The sequence below is a fragment of the Actinomadura sp. GTD37 genome (assembly GCF_041951365.1).
Taxonomy (GTDB): Bacteria; Actinomycetota; Actinomycetes; order Streptosporangiales; family Streptosporangiaceae; genus Spirillospora.
On record NZ_JBGNUS010000009.1, the window covers coordinates 81,896 to 102,021 of the forward strand.

The 20,126-nt window shown below is 74.4% G+C and carries 13 protein-coding genes; 9 read left to right on the forward strand and 4 right to left on the reverse strand.

Annotated elements, in window-relative coordinates:
• Entirely contained in the window at positions 1-2,715 is a 2,715-nt protein-coding gene (locus ACA511_RS34045; RefSeq protein ID WP_375028808.1) for an AAA family ATPase, read from the forward strand.
• Positions 2,716-2,847: 132 nt separating this feature from the next.
• Here ACA511_RS34045 and ACA511_RS34050 read toward each other — a convergent pair whose 3' ends face one another.
• A complete protein-coding gene (locus ACA511_RS34050) occupies positions 2,848-4,143 on the reverse strand; it encodes an amidase (protein WP_375028809.1) in 1,296 nt (431 codons plus the stop codon).
• A gap of 559 nt (positions 4,144-4,702) precedes the next feature.
• On the opposite strand from ACA511_RS34050, the gene ACA511_RS34055 reads away from it, so the two are divergent.
• The 4 genes from ACA511_RS34055 (at position 4,703) to ACA511_RS34070 (ending at position 10,789) form a co-directional block, all read left to right on the forward strand.
• The gene (locus ACA511_RS34055) at positions 4,703-7,087 is read left to right on the forward strand and encodes a phosphoketolase (protein WP_375028810.1); all 2,385 of its coding nucleotides are present in this window, start codon (positions 4,703-4,705) and stop codon (positions 7,085-7,087) included.
• A 16-nt stretch (positions 7,088-7,103) separates the two neighbouring features.
• Positions 7,104-8,162 (forward strand): acetate/propionate family kinase, encoded by a 1,059-nt coding sequence (locus ACA511_RS34060; protein WP_375028811.1) that lies wholly within the window; start codon positions 7,104-7,106, stop codon positions 8,160-8,162.
• Between the two features lie 105 nt (positions 8,163-8,267).
• A complete protein-coding gene (locus ACA511_RS34065; protein ID WP_375028812.1) occupies positions 8,268-9,605 on the forward strand; it encodes a hypothetical protein in 1,338 nt (445 codons plus the stop codon).
• Complete coding sequence (locus tag ACA511_RS34070) at positions 9,602-10,789, forward strand: hypothetical protein (RefSeq protein WP_375028813.1); 1,188 nt, start codon at positions 9,602-9,604, stop codon at positions 10,787-10,789. Before ACA511_RS34065 ends, ACA511_RS34070 begins: the two co-directional genes overlap by 4 nt.
• Positions 10,790-10,799: 10 nt before the next feature.
• Here ACA511_RS34070 and ACA511_RS34075 read toward each other — a convergent pair whose 3' ends face one another.
• On the reverse strand, positions 10,800-11,300 hold the full coding sequence (locus ACA511_RS34075; protein WP_375028814.1) for an Lrp/AsnC family transcriptional regulator: 501 nt from the start codon (positions 11,298-11,300) through the stop codon (positions 10,800-10,802).
• A gap of 103 nt (positions 11,301-11,403) precedes the next feature.
• On the opposite strand from ACA511_RS34075, the gene ACA511_RS34080 reads away from it, so the two are divergent.
• The 3 genes from ACA511_RS34080 to ACA511_RS34090 all read left to right on the forward strand — a co-directional run bounded on the left by ACA511_RS34080 (position 11,404) and on the right by ACA511_RS34090 (position 16,790).
• Positions 11,404-14,877 (forward strand): indolepyruvate ferredoxin oxidoreductase family protein, encoded by a 3,474-nt coding sequence (locus ACA511_RS34080; protein ID WP_375028815.1) that lies wholly within the window; start codon positions 11,404-11,406, stop codon positions 14,875-14,877.
• A 135-nt stretch (positions 14,878-15,012) separates the two neighbouring features.
• Positions 15,013-16,203 carry a hypothetical protein gene (locus ACA511_RS34085; protein WP_375028816.1) on the forward strand — a complete coding sequence of 397 codons (1,191 nt, stop codon included), beginning with the start codon at positions 15,013-15,015 and terminating at the stop codon, positions 16,201-16,203.
• Entirely contained in the window at positions 16,200-16,790 is a 591-nt protein-coding gene (locus ACA511_RS34090; RefSeq protein ID WP_375028817.1) for a hypothetical protein, read from the forward strand. Before ACA511_RS34085 ends, ACA511_RS34090 begins: the two co-directional genes overlap by 4 nt.
• A 20-nt stretch (positions 16,791-16,810) precedes the next feature.
• Here the strand turns inward: ACA511_RS34090 and ACA511_RS34095 are convergent, their stop codons facing one another.
• Positions 16,811-17,635 (reverse strand): transporter substrate-binding domain-containing protein, encoded by an 825-nt coding sequence (locus tag ACA511_RS34095; RefSeq protein ID WP_375028818.1) that lies wholly within the window; start codon positions 17,633-17,635, stop codon positions 16,811-16,813.
• Positions 17,636-17,875: 240 nt separating this feature from the next.
• Between ACA511_RS34095 and ACA511_RS34100 the strand changes: the two genes are divergently transcribed.
• Positions 17,876-18,361 (forward strand): MarR family winged helix-turn-helix transcriptional regulator, encoded by a 486-nt coding sequence (locus ACA511_RS34100; protein WP_375028819.1) that lies wholly within the window; start codon positions 17,876-17,878, stop codon positions 18,359-18,361.
• 298 nt (positions 18,362-18,659) lie between these two features.
• On the opposite strand, the gene ACA511_RS34105 is transcribed toward ACA511_RS34100, so the two are convergent.
• On the reverse strand, positions 18,660-20,081 hold the full coding sequence (locus tag ACA511_RS34105; RefSeq protein WP_375028820.1) for an MFS transporter: 1,422 nt from the start codon (positions 20,079-20,081) through the stop codon (positions 18,660-18,662).
• Between the last annotated feature and the right edge of the window lie 45 nt (positions 20,082-20,126).

The following is a 20,126-nucleotide window of genomic DNA, read 5'->3' on the forward strand; positions in this document are numbered from 1 at the left end:
TTGCGGCTGCCAGAGCATCTGGAGCTTTTGCTCACCGACGAGCCGGTGCTCGACGTCTACTCGCACGGCCCGTGGCGCGTGCCGGACGGGCTGTTCGAGGAGATCTCGGCGCGGATCGACGGGCTGGCGGCCGACCCGCGGGCCGTGGAGCTGACCACCGACGAGCACAAGCTGCTGGCGCTGCCGGCGTCGCTCGTCACGGCCGAGATCTTCGGCATGCTGGCGTTCCTGCCGGGCGGCGGCGCGATCAAGGCGGGGTCGTGGTCGCAGCTGCCCGAGCGGCTGCTGCACCGGCACCTGGTCAACCCGGGGCCGCTCAGCACCCGGATGACGCGGTGGGACGCGCCGGGCGGGCGGTGGCGCCCGCCGGTCGACTGGCTGATCGAGGCGCCGGACCGGGGGCTCGCGATCGAGCTGGCGCGCGACTGCCTGTCGGTGCTGGAGGGCATCGAGCCGCTGGAGGAGCGCCGCAAGGCGCTGCTGCGCCTCTACGACGACCCGCCCGAGTGCGAGACCGGCCTGCCGAAGGCGGAGCTGCGCGAGCACTGGCACGCGCACGCCGGCGACGACATCGTCACCGCCGTCCCGGAGCTGCTCGGGCCGGTCGGCTACCTGGAGTGGGTGTGCGCGGGGCTGCTCGCGTCCTACGAGCACCTGACGGACGCGGCGCCGCGCGACGAGAGCATCGAGATCCACCTGATCCACCTGCTTTTGCAAGGAAGCATGGACCAGGTCCCGGCGGAGCTGGCGGTCGCGCTGGGCGAGGACCGCTACGCCGAGCTCCAGCAGCGGTTCGCCGCCGAGCGCAGCGGGTTCAAGGCGGGCGCGTGGCAGGAGCGGACGCGGGCGTGGCTGGTCCGGGCGCTCGTCGCGGGGGCCGCGGACGCGTGCCGCGGCTGGCTCGACATGGCGATGCGGTTCATCGCGATCGTGCAGGGGCTGCCGGGCGACCCGTGGTTCCCGAAGGCGGAGTGGATCCCCGTCGGCCAGTTCCAGACGGACCTGCGCCGCCTGTACGCGCCGCGCCGCCGCGTCGTGAACCCGCTGACGGAGACGCTGCGGAGCGTCCCCGCGGCGGGCGCGGCGGGCGCGGGCGGACGGGCCGCCGCCCGGCCCGAGCTCGCGACCGCGCTGGTCGAGCAGCCGGAGGTGACCGCCGCGCTGGACGAGCTGACCCGCGGCAGCGAACCCGTCCGGCTGCTGCTGGCGGGCCCGGACGGCACCGGCAAGCGCGACGCCGCGCAGGAGCTGGGCAAGGCCCTCGCGCTCGGCCGCGACCCGCACTGGGTCACCGACAACCTGTTCACCGGGCAGCGGCTGCCGGACGCCGTCGCCCGGCTGCACGCCGACGTCCGCGACTGCGCCGGCGACCGGCTGCTCGTCATCGAGGGCCTGGACGGGATCATCACCGACCCCGGCAACGGGGAGGCCCTCGCCGCCGAGCTGCACCGGCTCCTCGCCGTCCACCCCGACCTGCACGTCGTGGCGCTGTGCGACACGGGCGGGGAGGAGCGGATCCGGGAGATCAACCCCGTCCTGCCGCAGCTGTTCCGGACCGCGCGGACGCGGCCGTTCACCGAGCACGGGCACGCCGAGCTGTTCCGCCGCGCGCTGACCGCGCGCGGCGCCCGCGGCACCCGGCAGGCCGTCGCGGCGGCGGGCGCGCTGCTGGAGGCGGCCGCGCCGATGCAGACGCTCCGCAACGCGCGGCTCGCGCCGCATCTCGCCGACCTGGTCGTCGCGGCGGTGCGGGCCAAGGCCGGGCCGGACGCCGAACTCGTCGTCCGCAAGCAGGACCTCCCCGCCGCGCTGGACGTCTCGCGGACCGCCGGGAACCCGCTGAAGGAGCTGCACGACCTCACCGGCCTCGACACCGTCAAGCACGAGATCGCGCTGCTGGTCGCCGGGACGCACGCGGCGCGGCTGCGCAGCGAGTCCGGGCTGCGGATCACCCCGCCGACCCGGCACATGGTGTTCACCGGCAACCCCGGCACCGGCAAGACGATGGTGGCGCGGCTGCTCGGCCGCATCTACAAGCGGCTCGGCGTCCTGTCGTCCGGGCATCTGGTCGAGGCGTCCCGCGCCCACCTCGTCGGCGAGTACATCGGGCAGACCGCGCCCCGCACGCGCCGGCTGGTCGAGCGGGCGCTCGGCGGCGTCCTGTTCATCGACGAGGCGTACACGCTGACGCAGTCGCCGCTGAAGGGCGACTACGGGCACGAGGCGATCGCCGAGCTGGTCAAGCTGATGGAGGACCACCGCGACGACCTCGTCGTGGTCGTGGCCGGCTACCAGCAGGAGATGGCGGACTTCCTCGCCGCCAACCCCGGCCTGGACTCGCGGTTCCCCAAGCAGATCCACTTCCCCGACTACACCGACGACGAGCTGATCACCGTGTTCGGGCAGCTCGCCGCCGCGGACGGGTTCGAGCTGGCGCCCGGCACCGACGACGTGCTCGCGACGATGCTGCGCCGCGCGCCGCGCGGGGCGTCCTTCGGCAACGGCCGGCTGATGCGCAACATGCTGGACGTCGCCGTCGCCAACCAGGCCGACCGCGTCGCGTCCGCCGCCGTCCGCGCCCGGAAGGAGCACGGCGGGACGGAGAAGGGCGAGACGGTCGAGCCGCCCACCCGGCAGGAACTGATCACCCTCACCGCCGAGGACCTGCCGCCGCTCCTGGAGCACCCGGAGGAGTTCTTCGGCCTCTACCTCTGATCAGCGCCCCGAGCGTTCGACGCGTCGGCGGCACGCGGCACGGATCGCGGCACGGATGTCGAGGGTCTGGTGTCCGATGACCGATTGACATCGATGGTGGTCGGCCGGGGCGGCGCCCGGTCTTTCCGAGGGTCAGGCGACCGTCGGGGCGAGGCGTTCGGCGGCGTCGAACAGGGTGCTCTCGGCGCCGCGCCGGGTGATGAGCTGCGCGCCCACGGGCAGGCCGCCGACCATTCCGGCGGGGACGGTCAGCGCGGGCAGGCCCAGCACGTTCCACGGCGAGGTGAGGCTGACGAGCAGCGCCTTCAGCGGGCCGGACTCCACCTCCGTCGCGCCGATCTCCGGCGCGGTGATCGGCATGGTCGGCATCGCCAGGTAGTCGTAGCGGTCCAGCAGTTCGGCGACCTCGCGCGCGTACCGGTCCCGCTCGCGCAGCGCCCGGACGAGGCGCCAGCCCGGCATGCGGCCCGCCTCCTCCAGCCGTCCGAGCGTCGGCGGCAGGTACCGGCCGGGGGCGTCCGCGACCCGTTCGGCGTGCACGTCGTAGGCCTCGCTGAACTCGATCGCGATGAACACCTCGCGCAGGCCCGCGAAGTCGAGCGGCTCGGCCGGAACGTCCGGGAACAGGGCCCGGACGGTCCGCACCACCTCGGGGTCGGCCGCCGCCGGTTCGATCCAGGCGGCGCGGCCGTGCGGTGCGGCCGTGTCCGCGGGAGAGGGGGCGGCCTCCGCCGGGCCGGTCAGCGCCCGGTAGGCGGTCCGGCAGTCGGCGGCGGACCCGGCGAGGACGCCCACATGGTCGAGCGAGCGCGACAGCGGGAACACGCCGCCCGCCGGGATGGCGCCGTACGCGGGCTTGAACCCGGCGATCCCGCAGAACGCGGACGGGATGCGCACCGAGCCGCCGGTGTCGGTGCCGAGGGCGAGCGGGACCATGCCCGCCGCGACCGCGACGGCGCTGCCGCTGCTGGAGCCGCCCGACATCCGCTCCCGGTCATGGGGGTTGCGGACCGGGCCGCTCGCCGACACGTCGCCGGTGCCGCCGAACGCGAACTCCTGCGTGCCCGTCTTCCCGACGATCACGGCGCCGGCGTTCCGGAGCATGGCCACGCACACGGCGTCGTCCTCGGCGACATGCCCGTCGAAGTGCGCCGACCCCATCCCGGTCGGCAGGCCGGCGACGTCGATGATGTCCTTCACCGCGACGGGGACGCCGTGCAGCGGACCCCGGTCGATGCCGGACGCCCGCTCCTCGTCCGCCCACCTGGCGGCGGCCTCCGCGCCCTCCGGGTCGAGGGCCACGAAGGCGTTCAGGCCGGGGTCGACCGACTCCAGGGCACGCGCGACCAGCCCCTGCGCCGTCTCCTTCCCGGAACGCAGACCGTGCCCGAGGTCCGCGAGCGTCCGTCCGGTGAAGAACCCGCCCATACCGCATCCTCCTTGATCAGCCGTAGTGCTCTGCGTAGCACACCGGGCATTCGCGGGGCAGGTCGGCGTTCCATTCGTGGCACTCCGTCGCCACTTGGTCGCAGTACGTGAGCCATTCGTCGCGGGGGCGCTACCGTCGGCCGACCGGACCCCCGGACCCGTGAACCTACGCGCCGGTACGCGGCAGGCTTCAACACGCCCAGTGGAGACGCTCCCACCGGTTCGCTGGGGGGCGGGGCGGAGCCCGTACCGGACTCCGCCTCTGTAACCGGTCGACGTCCACCCTGTCGCCGCGGCGCCTCGGCGCTCGTGATCGCGGCGCCTCCGGCACCCCGTGATCGCGGCGCCGCGGCGCCCCGTGAATGCGGCGCCTCGGCGCCCCGTGAATGCGGCGCCTCCGGCACCGGCCGCCCTGCGCGTCCGGTCGCCGGGGGCGTCCCGGGACCTTCGGCACTGGGCGCGCCATCGCCCCCGTGATGGGCTTTCCGCGACGGTTGACCGCGCCGAGGCTGGGGACGTGGTCTCCCTGAGGCGGCACCGACACCGGAGGGGACGCGCCATGGCCGAGTCCGTGATGTCCGATGACGAGGTACGGGCGATCGACGCGTACTGGAGGGCCGCCAACTACCTGTCCGTCGGGCAGATCTACCTGCTGGCGAACCCGCTGCTGCGGGAGCCGCTCTCGCGCCGGCACATCAAGCCGCGGCTGCTCGGGCACTGGGGCACCACGCCCGGCCTGAACTTCTGCTACGCCCACCTCAACCGGACGATCCGGGCGCGCGACCTCGACATGATCTACATCATGGGGCCGGGGCACGGCGGCCCGGCGGCGGTCGCGAACGCCTGGCTGGAGGGCACCTACAGCGAGGTGTACCCGGCCGTGTCGCAGGACGCCGAGGGCATGCGGCGGCTGTTCCGCCAGTTCTCGTTCCCCGGCGGCATCCCGTCCCACGTGGCGCCGGAGACGCCCGGCTCCATCCACGAGGGCGGCGAGCTGGGCTACTCGCTGGCGCACGCGTTCGGCGCGGCGTTCGACAACCCGGACCTGGTCGTCGCGTGCATCGTCGGGGACGGCGAGGCGGAGACCGGGCCGCTCGCGGCGAGCTGGCACTCGAACAAGTTCCTCGACCCGGTGAAGGACGGCGCCGTCCTGCCGATCCTGCACCTCAACGGCTACAAGATCGCGAACCCGACCGTGCTCGCGCGGATCCCGGAGGAGGAACTCGTCCAGCTGTTCGACGGCTACGGGTACCGGCCGTTCCTCGTCGGCGGAGCCGACGCGAACGGCAGGGTGGGCGAGAACGAGCCCGCGTCGATGCACCGCAGGATGGCCGCCGCGCTCGGCCAGGCGCTCGACGAGATCGCCGGCATCCAGCGCGACGCCCGGGAGGGGCGGACGTCCGAGCGGCGCCGCTGGCCGATGATCATCCTGCGCTCGCCGAAGGGCTGGACGGGCCCGAAGGAGGTGGACGGGCTGCCGGTCGAGAACACGTGGCGCTCCCACCAAGTGCCGCTCGCGGGCGTGTGCGACGACCCCGGCCACCTGGCGCAGCTCGAGGAGTGGCTGCGCTCGTACCGCCCGGACGAGCTGTTCGACGAGGACGGACGCCCGGCCGAGGCGCTGCGGGCCCTCGCGCCCGAGGGCGGGCGGCGGATGAGCGCCAACCCGCACGCGAACGGCGGCCTGCTGCTGAAGCCGCTGGCCCTGCCCGACTTCCGCGACTACGCCGTCCCCGTCGGCAAGCCCGGCACGACGCTCACCGAACCCACCCGGACGCTCGGCACGTTCCTGCGCGACGTCGTCCGGGGCAACCCGTCCAACTTCCGGATCATGGGCGCGGACGAGACGGCGTCCAACCGGCTCGGCGACGTGCTCCAGGCGACCGACCGCGTCTTCACCGGCTCACTGCTGCCGACCGACGAGCACCAGGCGCCGTCCGGCCAGGTCATGGAGGTGCTGAGCGAGCACCTGTGCCAGGGGTGGCTGGAGGGCTACCTCCTCACCGGGCGGCACGGGCTGTTCAACAGCTACGAGGCGTTCGTCCACATCGTCGACGCCATGTTCAACCAGCACGCGAAATGGCTGAAGGTGACCCGGCACCTGCCGTGGCGGCGGCCCGTCGCGTCGCTGAACTACCTGCTGTCGTCGCACGTGTGGCGGCAGGACCACAACGGCTTCACCCACCAGGACCCCGGCTTCCTCGACGTCGTCCTGAACAAGAAGCCGGAGATCGTCCGGGTGTACCTGCCGCCGGACGCGAACACGCTGCTGTCCGTCGGCGACCACTGCCTGCGGTCCCGCGACTACGTCAACGTGATCGTCGCCGGGAAGCAGCCGGCGCTGAACTGGCTGCCGATGGACGAGGCGATCGCGCACTGCACGCGCGGCATCGGCATCTGGGAATGGGCGTCCACGGATGGCGGCGAGGACCCCGACGTCGTGCTGGCCTGCGCGGGCGACATCCCGACGCTGGAGACGCTCGCCGCCGTCGACATGCTGCGCCGGCTCTTCCCCGAACTGCGCGTCCGGGTGGTGAACGTCGTGGACCTCATGCGGCTGCAACCGCCCAGCGAGCACCCGCACGGCCTGCCGGACCGCGAGTACGACGCCCTGTTCACCACCGACAAGCCCGTCATCTTCGCCTTCCACGGCTACCCGTACCTCATCCACCGGCTGACGTACCGGCGCACCGGGCACGCGCACCTGCACGTCCGCGGCTACAAGGAGGAGGGGACGACCACCACGCCGTTCGACATGGTCATGCTGAACGACCTGGACCGCTTCCACCTGGTGATGGACGTCATCGACCGCGTCCCGTCCCTCGGCGGGCGCGTCGCCCACATCCGGCAGCGGATGGCCGATCTGCGGCTCTCCATGCGCGCCTACACGCGCGAGCACGGCGAGGACGCGCCGGAGATCAGCGACTGGACCTGGCCGTACTAGGGAGGGGGCCGTACCCATGCGCGTCCTCACGGTCAATCCCGGGTCGAGCAGCCTGAAGGTGAGCCTGCTCGACTCCGGCGACACGCTCCTCGCGCAGGACTCCGGCGCGGGCCACGAGATGGCGGACGTGGTGGCGGGCATGCCGCGCCCGGACGCGGTCGGCATCCGGTTCGTCCACGGCGGCACCGACTACACCGCGCCCGTCCGGATCGACGCCGCGGTCACCGAACGCCTGCACGAGCTGGCCGACCTCGCCCCCCTGCACCAGCCCGCGTCGCTGCACGCCCTCGCCGAGATCACCGGGGCGCTGCCCGGCGTCCCGGCGGTCGCGTGCTTCGACACGGCGTTCCACGCGACGCTGCCCTCGGCGGCGGCGACCTACGCGCTCCCCGCCGCATGGCGTGAGAGGTACGGCCTGCGCCGCTACGGCTTCCACGGCCTCTCCTTCTCCTACGCCACGCGCCGCGCGGCGGGCATGCTCGGCGCGGTCCCGGGCCGGATGGTGGTCTGCCACCTGGGCTCCGGCGCGTCCCTGTGCGCCGTCGCGGACGGCCGCTCGATCGACACGACGATGGGTTTCACGCCGCTGGAGGGGCTGGTCATGGCGTCGCGGGCGGGCAGCATCGACCCGGGCATCCCGCTGTGGCTGATCGATCACGGCCTCGACCCCGCCGACGTCAACCGGGCCCTGGAACGCGACTCCGGCCTGCGCGGCCTCGCCGGCACCGGCGACATGCGCCGCGTCCGCGAACTCGCCGGGGAACGCGACGCGCCCGCGCTCGCCGCCCTCGACGTGTACCACCACCGGCTCCGCGCCTGCGCCGCCGCGATGACCGCGTCCCTCGGCGGCCTGGACGCGCTGGTGTTCACGGGCGGCGTCGGCGAGCACGACCCGTCCGTCCGCATGCGGCTGGCCGGGGACCTCGCCTACCTGGGCGTGTCCATCGACCCCGGCCGCAACGGCGAGGCGGACGGCGACACCGACGTCACGGCGGCGGACGCGTCCGTCCGCACCCTGGTGATCGAGGCCCGCGAGGACCTGGAGATAGCCGCGGGCGTCCGGGACCACCTCTGACGATCCGGGGACGGGGCGTGGCCGAAAACGGACGCCGCCGTGCGGAACCGGCGCCTCCCCGGCGCGCTCCAAGGTGATCAGCATTCCCCCCGGCCTGGAGTTCGCATGCCCGATCCCGAACCCGATCCCGAACCCACCGGTCTCGCGCACCGGTTGCGGACGGACCGCAAATGGCGGCGCGGCGCGATCGCCGCGATCCTGCTGGCGCTCGTCGCGGGCGTCGCGGTCACGGTGGTCGCGGCGCGGTCATCCGGGCCGGGCGGGATCTCCGACGGGCCCCTGATCGCCGCCCCCGGGACCGCCGACCCCGTCCCCGCCGTCCGCGCCGTGCAGAAGATCCCCGACGACTGCGGGGTGTCGAAGGGCACGGCCGCCAGGCTCGCGCCCGGCTCCGACCCCGACCCCGAGAAGGGCGGCGTCTTCCGGCAGGGCGGTCCGGGCAGCTGCATGTGGTACTCCCTGGACGACGGCAAGGCGAAGTGCGACTTCTGCGCGGGCGACTTCCGGAACGAGCGCGTCCTCAACGTCGACATCGCGCTCGCCGGGAGCGGCCTCCAGTCACCGGCCGGCGAAGCGATGCGGCTGATGGACGAGCCGCCCGGCGCCGCGCCGGGCTCCGCCCGGCCCGAGATCGTGGAGGGGCTGGGCGAGGAGGCGACCGCCCGCTACTCGGCCGAGACCGAGACCGAGGGCGCGATCGTCAGGTTCCGGGTAGGCACCGCCGTCGCGACGATCCGCTACCACGGCTGGGACGCCGTGCGCGACGAGCGCAGGGCGATCTCGGAGAAGACCGCGCTGGACGGCGCCTTCGCGGCGGCGGCCGAGACGGCGAAGAGCATGGGCACGGCGGCGCGGCCCGTGCTGAGCCGGGTGAAGCATCCGGTCACGCCGCCGCTGCGGCACGTCCCCAAGCCGTGCGACACGGTCCCGGCGGCCACGGTCGACAGGGTGGCGCGCGGCGCGTACCGGCAGCGCGGCAACACGACCCTGTTCCCCGTCCTCGGACGGCCGGGCACGTCCTCGGACGCCTGCACGTGGAAGGCGCGGACGTCGCGGTACGCGTACTCGGACGAGGGCAGCTCGCGCACCCTCACGGTGGCGGTCACGGTCGAGGACGACCGCCTGCCGGGGCTCGGGGCCTTCACGACGACACGCCGGTACCTGGGCGTCTACGAGAACCTGCGCGCCGACAAGACCCCGGGATCCGACCGCTTCACCGGGTTCAAGCCGCTGGCCGGGCCCGGCGACCGGGCGTTCGCGGTCACCCGGGTCGCGAGCGGTGCGTCGGACGGCGACATGGGATACGTGGTCTTCCAGAAACGCAATGCGCTGGTCGAGGTGTCCTACTCGGGCGCCGAAGAGGAGACGCCCTTGAGCGGGAGCCGGCTGGTCGACAGCGCCTACACGGTCGCCGTCGCGGTGGAGAGGTCGTTGCGGTCATGACGGGTTCGCCGCGGTCCGCCGCATCGCCGTCCGGAACCGGCGGCGCCGTCCTGTTCGCCGCCGTCGTCGTGTTCGTGCTCAGCATCGTCCTGGTGAAGGCGCTCCCGTCGCCGGGAAGCCTCGACCGGATGCCCGATCCGCCGGCCGGGCCCGACCGGGTGCCGGCGGGACCGGTCGCCGAGGCGTACCCGGAGGGCTGCGGGCTCTCGGCCGCCGCCCTCGACCGCCTGGTCCCCGGCGCGCGGACGGGCAAGGACGGCCGCGAGGGCACGTGCACATGGTCGTCGAGAAGCGACGACCGGAAGTCGGAGCGGTACCTGTCCATCGGCTTCACCCTGTTCCCCGGCACCGCGCTGCGGCCCGGGGCGCCGCAGACCGGGCGGGCGCCCGTCGCGGCGGCCATGGCGGCACTGGGCCCGAAATGGTCCGACGTGCCCGGCAGGGCGGTGACGGGCCTCGGCGACGAGGCGCTCATGCAGGTCTCCCCGTCCACCGGCGCGACGATCGTGACGCGCGTGGGGAACGCGAACGTCTCCGTCCAGTACCGATCCCTTTTCCGGCCGCTTCCGGAGGAGACCGCACGGGACGGCGCGCTCGCCGCCGCGTCCGACGTCGTCGCCCGCCTCGGCGCGCGGACGCCCGCGCACCCCGCGATCGCGCCGGCGCCGGGGCCGACGCCGGCCCGCACGATCCCCGATCTGTGCGCCGCCGTGTCCGAGCGGACCCGGCAGCGGCTGGTGGAGGGCGACTCTGCCACCGTCCGGTCCGCCTCGCGCGGCGGCGCCCTCGCGATCGAGGACGCTCAGGTCCGCAACTGCTCGTGGGCGTCGAAGGACCGCGAACTCGAGGTCTCCGCGGCGATCGTGCCGGGCTCGGCCCTGTTCGACGGCGCCCGGCTCGCCACCCGCGAGTACATGGTGCGGCACGACGACGCCCGCGCGGAGGAGACGCTCAGCGTCCGCGACCGGAAGTTCTTCCGCGCCGTGACCGGCCTCGGCGACCAGGCGTTCGCCGTGCAGGTCCCCGGAGTCGTCCCCGGGGAGGTCGTCTTCCGTGACGGCAACGTCCTGGTCCGGGTGACGTACGGGGCGACCGACGAACGCGAGCCGCTCAGCGGGAAGCACGCCGTGCGCGGTGCGTACGCGGCGGCGCAGGAGGTCGCCCAGGCGCTGGCCGCGCACTGACGGCCCCGGTCTAGGCGCCCGGCTCGCGGTCCTTGGCGCGGGCCCGCTTCTCCTCGTCCTCCAGAAGCGGGCCCAGCCGGAAGGGGACCTGATGGGTCAGGACGATCGAGGTGGTGCTGCGGCGGACGCCGGGGCAGGCGAGGATCGAGTCGATCACCTCGTGCAGCTGCTTGCCGTTGGGGGCCACCGCGCGGACGAGGAGGTCGCCCTGGCCGGTGATGCCCAGGACCTCCAGGACGCGCGGGATCGCCGAGAGCGCGACGGCGGCCTCGCGGAGGCGGCCCTGGGCGACTTCGAGGGTGACGAACGCCGTCAGCTCGAAGCCGATGGCGCCGAGGTCGACCTCGCGGCCGCGGTGGCCGATGACGCCCTCGCGTTCGAGCCGCTCGACGCGGGCGTGCGCGGTGTTGCGGGCGATGCCGAGCTTGGCGGCCAGTTCCGTGACCCCGATCCGGGGCTGGTCCACGAGGCGGCGGAGGATCTGCAGGTCGAGGAGAGTGGTGCGCGTCACAATGCTCAGCTCCGGCGGGTGACTCAAGTCTGATTTGAGCAATCTGCTCAAGTATCTTCCCACCATCTTGCACACCGCTCAGCAAACCGGGCTCAATGCAAGCATGACCACCACCGTTTCCTCCTCTCCGCTTCGCGACCGCCTGGAGCTGGAGCGCGGCCGGATCGCGATCGGCGGCGTCCACGCGCTCGTCCGGCTGCTGCTCGACCAGCGGCGCGCGGACGCCCGGCGCGGGTGGACGACCGCCGGGTTCGTGTCCGGGTACCGGGGGTCGCCGCTCGGCGGGCTCGACCAGCAGCTGATGCGGGACGCGAAGCTGCTGGAGGGCAACGGCATCCGCTTCGTGCCCGGGGTGAACGAGGAGCTGGCGGCGACCGCCGTCTACGGGTCGCAGCTCGTCGGGCAGCTGCCCGGACCGCGGTACGAGGGCGTGTTCGGGCTCTGGTACGGCAAGGCGCCCGGGGTCGACCGGTCGCTGGACGCCTTCAAGCACGCCAACTGGCTCGGCACGTCCGAGCGGGGCGGGGTGCTGGCCGTGGTGGGCGACGACCCGTCCGCGAAGTCGTCCACGCTGCCGTCGGCGACGGAGGGCGCGCTCGCGGAGGCGTTCATGCCGGTGCTGGCGCCGGCGTCGGTCGGCGATCTGCTGCGGCTGGGACGCCACGGGTTCGAGATGTCCCGGTTCAGCGGGGCCTGGACGGGTTTCAAGGTCGTGACCGATGTGGCCGACTCGCACGAGACCGTCACCGCCGCGCCGGTGCCCGACCCGGTGCTTCCGGAGTTCGCGTGGCGCGGACGTCCGTGGAAGCCGACCCGCAGGCCGGGCGTCGACCTCAAGGACACGACCTCGCTCGAAGCCGAGGTCCTGGAAGGCCGGCTGCGGGCGGCGACGGCCTACGCCGCCGCGAACGGGCTCGACCGGATCGAAGGGGCCGCCGACGCGGCCATCGGCCTCGTCGCCGCCGGCCGCACCTACCTCGAACTGCGCGAGGCCCTCGACCGGCTCGGGCTGGACGACGCGGCGCTGGCGCGGCGCGGCGTCCGGCTGCTGCGGCTCGCCCTGATCCATCCGCTGGACGCGGGGCGGGTGCGCGCGTTCGCGCGCGGCCTCCGCGAGATCGTCGTGGTGGAGGAGAAGCGCGCGTTCATCGAGACGCAGATCCGGGACGTCCTCTACGACGAGACGGAGCGTCCGGCCGTGTACGGGAAGAACGGGCCCGGCGGCGTCCTCGTCCCGGCGGACGGGGGGCTGGACGCCGACCGCATCGCCAAGTCCCTCGCCCGGCTCCTCGCGGACCGGGTCGGCGAGGAGCACGTCGACCTGCGCGACGCGGCGCTCCAGCCCCGCAAGCCCAGGATCGACCTGCTCCCGGCGGCGCGCACACCGTACTTCTGCTCCGGCTGCCCGCACAACCGGTCGACGGTCGTCCCGGACGGCTCGATCGCGGCGAGCGGCATCGGCTGCCACGTGATGACGGTCTTCCAGGACCGCAGCATCGGCACGACCCAGATGGGCGGCGAGGGCGCCATGTGGGTCGGCGCGGCGCCGTTCAGCGACACCCAGCACATGTTCCAGAACCTCGGCGACGGGACGTTCTTCCACTCGGGCAGCCTCGCCGTCCGGCAGGCCGTCGCCGCCGGCGCGAACATCACCTTCAAGCTCCTCTACAACGCGGCCGTCGCGATGACCGGCGGGCAGGACGCCGACGGCGGCGCCGACCCGGCCGCGGTCACCCGGATGCTGCACGCCGAGGGCGTCGCGAAGATCGTCGTGGTGGCGGACGACCCGTCCCGCTACCCGCGCCGGACGGACTGGGCGCCCGGCGTGCGGGTCCGGCACCGCGACGACCTGGACGCCGTCCAGCGGGAGCTGCGCGACGTCCCCGGCGTGACCGTGCTGCTGTACGACCAGGCGTGCGCGGCCGAGTCGCGGCGCAAGCGCAAGCGGGGCCTCGCCCCCGACCCGCAGGTCCGCGTGCTGATCAACGAGTCGGTCTGCGAGGGCTGCGGCGACTGCGGCGTGAAGTCCAACTGCCTCAGCGTGGAGCCCGTCGAGACCGAGTTCGGGCGCAAGACGCAGATCAACCAGACGTCCTGCAACAAGGACTACTCGTGCGTGGACGGCGACTGCCCCTCGTTCCTCACCGTCATCCCCGGCGAGGGGAAGGCGCGGCCGTCACTGCCGCAGATCGGTGAGCTGGACGAGCCCGAGACCCGCCCCGAGTCGGCGGACGTCCTGCTCGTCGGCATCGGCGGCACCGGCGTCGTCACCGTCAACCAGGTCCTCGCGACGGCGGCGCTGATCGACGGCCGGCACGCCCGCGCGCTCGACCAGACCGGGCTGAGCCAGAAGGCCGGCGCGGTCGTGTCGCACCTGCGGATCGGGGACGCCGAACGGGACCGCCCCGGCATGGTCGGCGCGGGCGGCGCCGACGCCTACCTGGTGTTCGACGCGCTCGCCGGGACGTCGGAGACGAACCTGCGCCGCTGCGCGCCCGGCCGGACGAGTGCGATCGTGTCCACCAGCGAGGTGCCCACCGGGCGGATGATCACGGACACGGCGGCGGCGCTGCCGCCGAGCGCGTCGCTCGTCCGGCGGATCGCCGGCCGGACCCGGGCGGAGCGCCTCGTCGCGCTCGACGCGCTCGCGCTGGCCGAACGCTGGTTCGGGAGCACGACCACGGCCAACTTCGTCGTGGTCGGCGCCGCGTACCAGTCGGGGCTGCTGCCGCTGTCGGCGAAGGCGATCGAGGAGGCGCTCGCGCTGAACGGCGTGCAGGTGGAGGCGAACGTCCAGGCGTTCCGGGCGGGGCGGCGGCTCGTCCTCGAACCGGACCCGGCCGCCGAGCCTGCCGCCGAGCCGGCCGCGGCCGAGCCGAGGCCGCTGGACGCGACGGCGCCGGCGGCGCTGCGCCTGGTGGAGGCGTCCGGCGCGGACGGCGAGCTGGCCCGCGTCCTGCGGATCCGCGTCCCCGACCTCGCCGCCTACCAGGACCTCGCGCTCGCCGAGCGGTACCTCGGCGTCGTCCTGCGGGTCGCCCGCGCCGAGCGGGCCGCCGGCGGCGACGGGCTCGCGGTGGCCGTCGCGCGCAACCTGTACAAGCTGACGGCCTACAAGGACGAGTACGAGGTCGCCCGCCTCCACCTCGACCCCGGCCTCGCGCGGCGGGTCGAGGAGCGGTTCGGGCCGGGCTCCGGCGTGCGGTACCTGCTGCACCCGCCGCTGCTGCGGGCCGTCGGGGTGGACAGGAAGATCGCGCTCGGCCGGACGGCCCGCCCGGCGTTCCGCGCGCTGCGCGCCATGCGGCGGCTGCGCGGCACCCCGCTCGACCCGTTCGGCGCCACCGCGCAGCGCCGCGCCGAGCGCCGCCTCGTCACCGGCTACGTCGCCGTCGTGAACGAGCTGGTGGCGGAGCTGGACGCGGGCCGGCACGGCCTCGCCGTCCGGATCGCGGAGCTGCCGGACATGATCCGCGGCTACGAGGACGTGAAGACCGCGAACGTCGTCCGGTACGAGGAGGCCCTGCGCGGGCTGCTCGCGGCGTGGCGCGCCGAGCGGTCGCCGAGCCGCGTGTGACGATCGGGTGATCGCGCTGGTCACCGCGCCGGCCGGCGCGATCGCCGCCGGTCGAACCGGGCACGGCCGGCCGCCCGTACCACCTGACACGCCGGGACCGCGCCCGGCGCCGAAGTGCGACGAGGGTGACGTCCCGTGGAATCCGGCCTGCTGCTGACGGAGCGCTACCGGCTCGTGGAGCGCCTCGACGGCGGCGGGACGATGGAGGTCTGGCGCGCCCTGGACGAGCTGCTCGACCGTCCCGTCGCGGTCAAGCTGCTCGCGCCCCCGCGCGCCGGCCTGCCGCACGGGCCCCGGCAGGACGAGTTCCAGCGCGGCGTCAACCGCGCCGCCGGGCTGTCCCATCCCGCGCTGGAGACGGTCTTCGACAGCGACCGGACCCGGGACGCGTCCGGGCGGCTCACGTCCTACCTGGTGACCGAGTTCCTGGACGGCACGACCCTCGCGGACCGGCTCCGCCGCGGCCCGCTCACCGCCGGCGAGACCGCCGGCGTGTGCGGCCGGATCGCCGCCGCCCTCGGCGCCGCCCACGCGGCCGGGGTGACGCACGGCGACCTGCGGCCCGGCAAGATCATGCTGCTCCGCGACGGGGTCAAGCTCGTCGACACCGGCATCGGCGGGCTCGTCCGCGGCGGCCGTGCGCCGGACGCGGCGGACGGCGAGGCTGCCGACGTCCGCGCACTCGGCGCCGTCATCGCCGCCTGCGCCGCCCCGGAGGCGTCCGGGGGGCCGGCGGCGATCGCGGCCCGCTGCCTGGCCGAGGAGCCCCCGTCCGCCCGGCGGATCGCCGCCCTCCTCGCCCGCGACGACGCCCCGCCCCGCCGGGCCCTCGCCGCACCGGCACGGCGGACCGGGACGCCGCACCCGCCGCCGCACCGGCACGGCCCCCGTCCCGTCCGCCTCGCCGCACTGGCCCTCGCGGTCGCGGTCACCGCCGCGGCCGCCGCGATCCTCGCCTCGCCGTCGCGCACCCCCGCCGCCGTCCCGCCGCCCGCCCGGACCGGCGCGGCGCCCGCCCCGGCGGCGCCGGCGGACGGCGCGCCCGCCGCCGAACCGGCCGGGACGCGGGTGCGGGGGGCGCTCGGCCGGCTGCGCCCGATCGTCAGCCGCGGCTACGCCTCGGGCGAGATCCGCTCCGACGTCGCCGCCGACCTCGACAACGTGATCAGCAACCTGGAGGACGACCTCACCGCCGACCGGGACGTGGACGTCGGCCGCCGGATCGCCCTCCTGCTCGAAAAGATCGCCACCCGGCTGCGGGAGCGCGCCCTCACCCCCGGTCTCGCGGACGAGCTGACCCGCGTCCTCGCGGCCGTCCGGGCATGACCGCCGGACGGGCGGCGGACGGCCGGCGCGGCGGCGCGGAGGCCGGGCCCGGCGCGCACCGCGAACCGCGCGACGAGATCGGCGGCCCGCGGCGCGGGCTCCGCGTCCCGTGGCTCGCGCTCGCGGGCGTCGCCGCCACGATCGCCGCCGCGGCCACGCTCGTCGCCGGGATCGGCGACACGCTCCCCAGCCGGGACCGTTCCCCCGGCCGCCTCCTCCCGCTCCAGGCCGCGTCCCCGCCCCCGGCGTCCGCCCCCGATCCGGACGCGCCGGACGCGGAGCCGCCGTCCGCCGGGCCGCCCGAGCCCGCCGGACCGCCGCCCGAGACCCGCATCCACGACGCGCTGCTCCGGCTGCGCTCGTCGGTGTACCAGGGCGTCGCCGCCGGCGACGTCCGCGACGACGTCGGCCTCGACCTCACCAACGTGATCGAGCACATCCTGGACCGGCCGTGGTCGCCGCTCGACCGCCGCCGCGCCGACGTCGCCCGTCTCCAGTACAAGATCTCGACCCGGGCCCGGGAGGGCGCGATCAGCGGACGCCGCGCCGAGAGGCTCCGCCTCATCCTCGACGCCGCCGCCGGATGAGGACGGCCGGCGGGGACCCGTCAGACGCAGCCCTCGAACTGCGGCACCTCGATGATCGACAGGTCGAGGCCGGTGCCGCCGAACCACTTGTTCATCAGCTTCACGGCGGTGCCGTCCTGGTACATGCCGGTGATGACCCGGTTGAGCGCCTCGCAGCCCTCGGTGTCGCCCTGGCGGAGCCCGATGCCGGTGTTCTGCTCGCTGATCCGGGCGTTCACCAGCCGGAAGCCGCGCCCCTCCCGGCGGATGAGCCCGGCCAGGATCACGTCGTTGGTGGTGATGGCGTCCACCGACCGCGCCTTGATCATGTCCATGCACTCGTCGTAGCTCCTGGCGGGGACGGTCCGGGCCGTCATCCCGCTCAGGGCGAGGAGCCGCTGGATCGGGTCGGCGCCCTCGACGGCGCAGAACCGGCGCCCGCTCAGGTCGCGGATGCCCTTGACCCCGCGCTCGTCCGAGCGCACGAGGACGTCCTGGTGGGACATGTAGTACGGGCCCGCGAACGCGATCCGCGTCTTGCGCTCGGGCGTGACGGACAGCGTCGCGAGGACGAGGTCGGCGCGTCCCGACGTCAGCACCGGGATCCGCTCGGACGCCAGCACCTGGACGAACCGGACCTTCTTCCCGAGCTTGCCTCCGACGTACCGCGCCACGTCGATGTCGAACCCCTCGAACCGGCCGTCGGAATGCCGCAGGCCGAGTCCGGGCAGGTCCGGCCGCACGCCCACGACCAGCGTCGACTTGTCGAGCAGCGACCCGTCGGCCGGGCCCTGCCCGCACCCCGCGAGCAGCCCGCAGCCCGCGAGCAGGACGGACGGCAGGACGAACGCCCCCACTCTCCGCACGACGCCCATCCCGCACCTCCGATGAGATCTTTCATTCGGGCATCACGCTCAAAAGCGGAGCAGCCCGGGGGAATCATTGCAGAGACCCTAATTCGTCCGAGGGGAGATCGTCACGGGAAGATCGTCACTGGTTCGGACGGACCGCCGCCGGGGCCGCGCGATCGCCGGCCCGGCAGCGGCGCGGCGCCGCCGGCACCGGTCTCACCTGCCCGGATACGGGCGGTGAAGTAGCATCGAGGGGTGCGCGTGGAGGAGCTCAGCCAGGAGGATTTCACCGCGCTGCTCGCGTTCCGCACCGGGCTGCGCCGCTATCTGCGCTGGAGCGAGGGCGCAGTCCGCGCGGCCGGGCTGACGCCGGCCCAGCACCAGCTGCTCCTCGCCGTCCGGGGACACGACGCCGCGCGGCCGCCCACGGTCGGCGAGCTCGCGGAGTACCTGCTGCTGCGCCACCACAGCACGGTCGAGCTGATCAACCGCGCCGAGCACGCGGGCCTCGTCGCCCGCGAGCGCGACCCCGACGACAACCGGGTGATGCGGGTGCGGCTGACCGCCGCGGCCGACCGCGTCCTGGCCGACCTGACCCGCGTCCACCTGGCGGAACTGCGCAGCCTCGCCCCGATCCTGGACCGCCTGTCCACGGAGCTGAAGGCCCTGGAGGACCAGCCCGACGGGTGGCGCCGGCCGCCGGATCACTCGTCGCGCGGGCCGAACTCGACACAGCAGTAACCGGTGTGCGGGGCGAGCACGGCCCGCACGGTGGACGCACCCAGGCCGTCCACCCTGCGAGAAACCTGATCGCGCAGCGAGCCCCTGGGCGAGCCGGAGCGATGCAGCGATCGCACGTTCTTTCCGTGGAAGGAGGGCGCTCCAGCGCCTGACGCCGGGGAAAGAACAATAAATACAGCAGGCACCTCTGGCCATGAGGTGCCTGCTGTGGTGTCGGGCGTCTGGACGAACCGGGCCTCGCGGTCCGGGTCAAGGCTTCGTCCGATGCCCGGGTCTTCTGTTGTTCTGCAAGGCGGGGTTAGGTTCCGGCGACCACTTCCTTCTCTGTCTCGGGGACGGTTCGGGCGGGCTGGAGGCGGCGCGGGGTCATGCCAAGGGCGGCGATCGCTGCGATCACCATGAACCCGGCGACCATCAGCCAGGCGTCGACGTAGGCGGTGTGGGCCTCGGGCCAGCCGTGCGGGGTGCCGAGGGCGGCGACGGCGAGGCTGACGCCGAGGACGGTGCCGATCTGCCGGCTCATGTTCACCACGGCGCTGCCGGTGGCGTAGCGGTGGGGCGGCAGGTCGGTGGCGGCGGCGGACAGGATGGTGGGGAGGGCGAGGCCGACGCCCGTCCCGCCGATGAGCCAGCCCGGCAGCAGCTGCGACGCGTAGGCCGGTGCCGGGCCGAGGCTCATCGCGATCATGACGACGCCGAACGCGCACAGCACGCACCCGACGGCGGTGATCAGACCGACGGGGACGCGGGCGGCGGCCATGCGGCCGGCGATGAGCGCCATGACGGGGACCATCAGGGGGCCGGGCGCGACGGCGAGCCCGGTCTTGATGGGCGAGTAGTGCCAGACCTGCTGCATCCACAGCACGCCGAGGAGCAGGTTGGCGGCGAACGCGACGGTGAACAGCAGGATCGCGGCGTTCGACCAGAAGAAGGTGCGGACGGCGAGGAGGGCGGGTTCGATGACGGGCTCGGGGTGCCGCAGGGAGCGCAGCCAGAACCAGGCGAGGCCGAGGAGCGCGGCGCCGACCACGACGGTGGTGCGCTCGCCCGGCCAGTCGTTGATCTTCACGAGGCCGAGTGCGAGCAGCGCGATCGCGCCGGTCAGCACGGCGGTGCCGGGCAGGTCGGGGATGCGGGCGGTGACGCCCTCGCGGGAGTCGGGGACGAGCCGGAGCGCGAGCAGCACCGCGATGATCCCGATGGGGACGTTGACTTCGAACACCCAGCGCCAGGAGACGTCGACGAGGACGCCGCCGATCGCGGGGCCGGCCGCGGCGGCGAGCGCGGAGGAGGCGGACCAGATCCGCACGGCGCCGCCGCGCCGGGCGGCGGGCATCGCCGACAGCAGCAGCCCGAGGCTGGTCGGGATGAGGGCGGCGGCGCCGGCGGCCTGCAGCACGCGGAAGCCGACGAGCCACCACAGGTCGGGGGCGGCGGCGCACGCCTGGGAGGCGAGGGTGAAGACGGTGAGGCCGAGGATGAGCCCGGCCTTGCGGCCGTACCGGTCGGCGAGGCGGCCGAGCGGGACGAGCAGCGCGGCGAACACGATCGCGTAGGCGTTGAGGACCCAGGACAGGTCGGCCATCGGCGTCCCGGCGAAGTCTCGGCCGATGTCGTCGAAGGCGACGTTGACGATGAACAGGTCGAGGCCCGCCATGAAGGAGGCGACGGAGAGCACCGCGAGGACGGGACCGGTGCGTACCTGACTTTGTTTCACCATAGTCAGGGACGCTAGCGCCCGACCTGACTTTGGTCAAGCGAAGTC

What these genes read in the sequence shown, in the direction of transcription:
- ACA511_RS34065 (WP_375028812.1), top strand. Translation starts at nt 8,268, where the DNA reads ATGCCCGATCCCGAACCCGATCCCGAACCCACCGGTCTCGCGCACCGG.
- ACA511_RS34090 (WP_375028817.1), top strand. Translation starts at nt 16,200, where the DNA reads ATGACCGCCGGACGGGCGGCGGACGGCCGGCGCGGCGGCGCGGAGGCC.
- ACA511_RS34105 (WP_375028820.1), bottom strand. Translation starts at nt 20,081, where the DNA reads ATGGTGAAACAAAGTCAGGTACGCACCGGTCCCGTCCTCGCGGTGCTC.
- ACA511_RS34070 (WP_375028813.1), top strand. Translation starts at nt 9,602, where the DNA reads ATGACGGGTTCGCCGCGGTCCGCCGCATCGCCGTCCGGAACCGGCGGC.
- ACA511_RS34055 (WP_375028810.1), top strand. Translation starts at nt 4,703, where the DNA reads ATGGCCGAGTCCGTGATGTCCGATGACGAGGTACGGGCGATCGACGCG.
- ACA511_RS34080 (WP_375028815.1), top strand. Translation starts at nt 11,404, where the DNA reads ATGACCACCACCGTTTCCTCCTCTCCGCTTCGCGACCGCCTGGAGCTG.
- ACA511_RS34060 (WP_375028811.1), top strand. Translation starts at nt 7,104, where the DNA reads ATGCGCGTCCTCACGGTCAATCCCGGGTCGAGCAGCCTGAAGGTGAGC.
- ACA511_RS34050 (WP_375028809.1), bottom strand. Translation starts at nt 4,143, where the DNA reads ATGGGCGGGTTCTTCACCGGACGGACGCTCGCGGACCTCGGGCACGGT.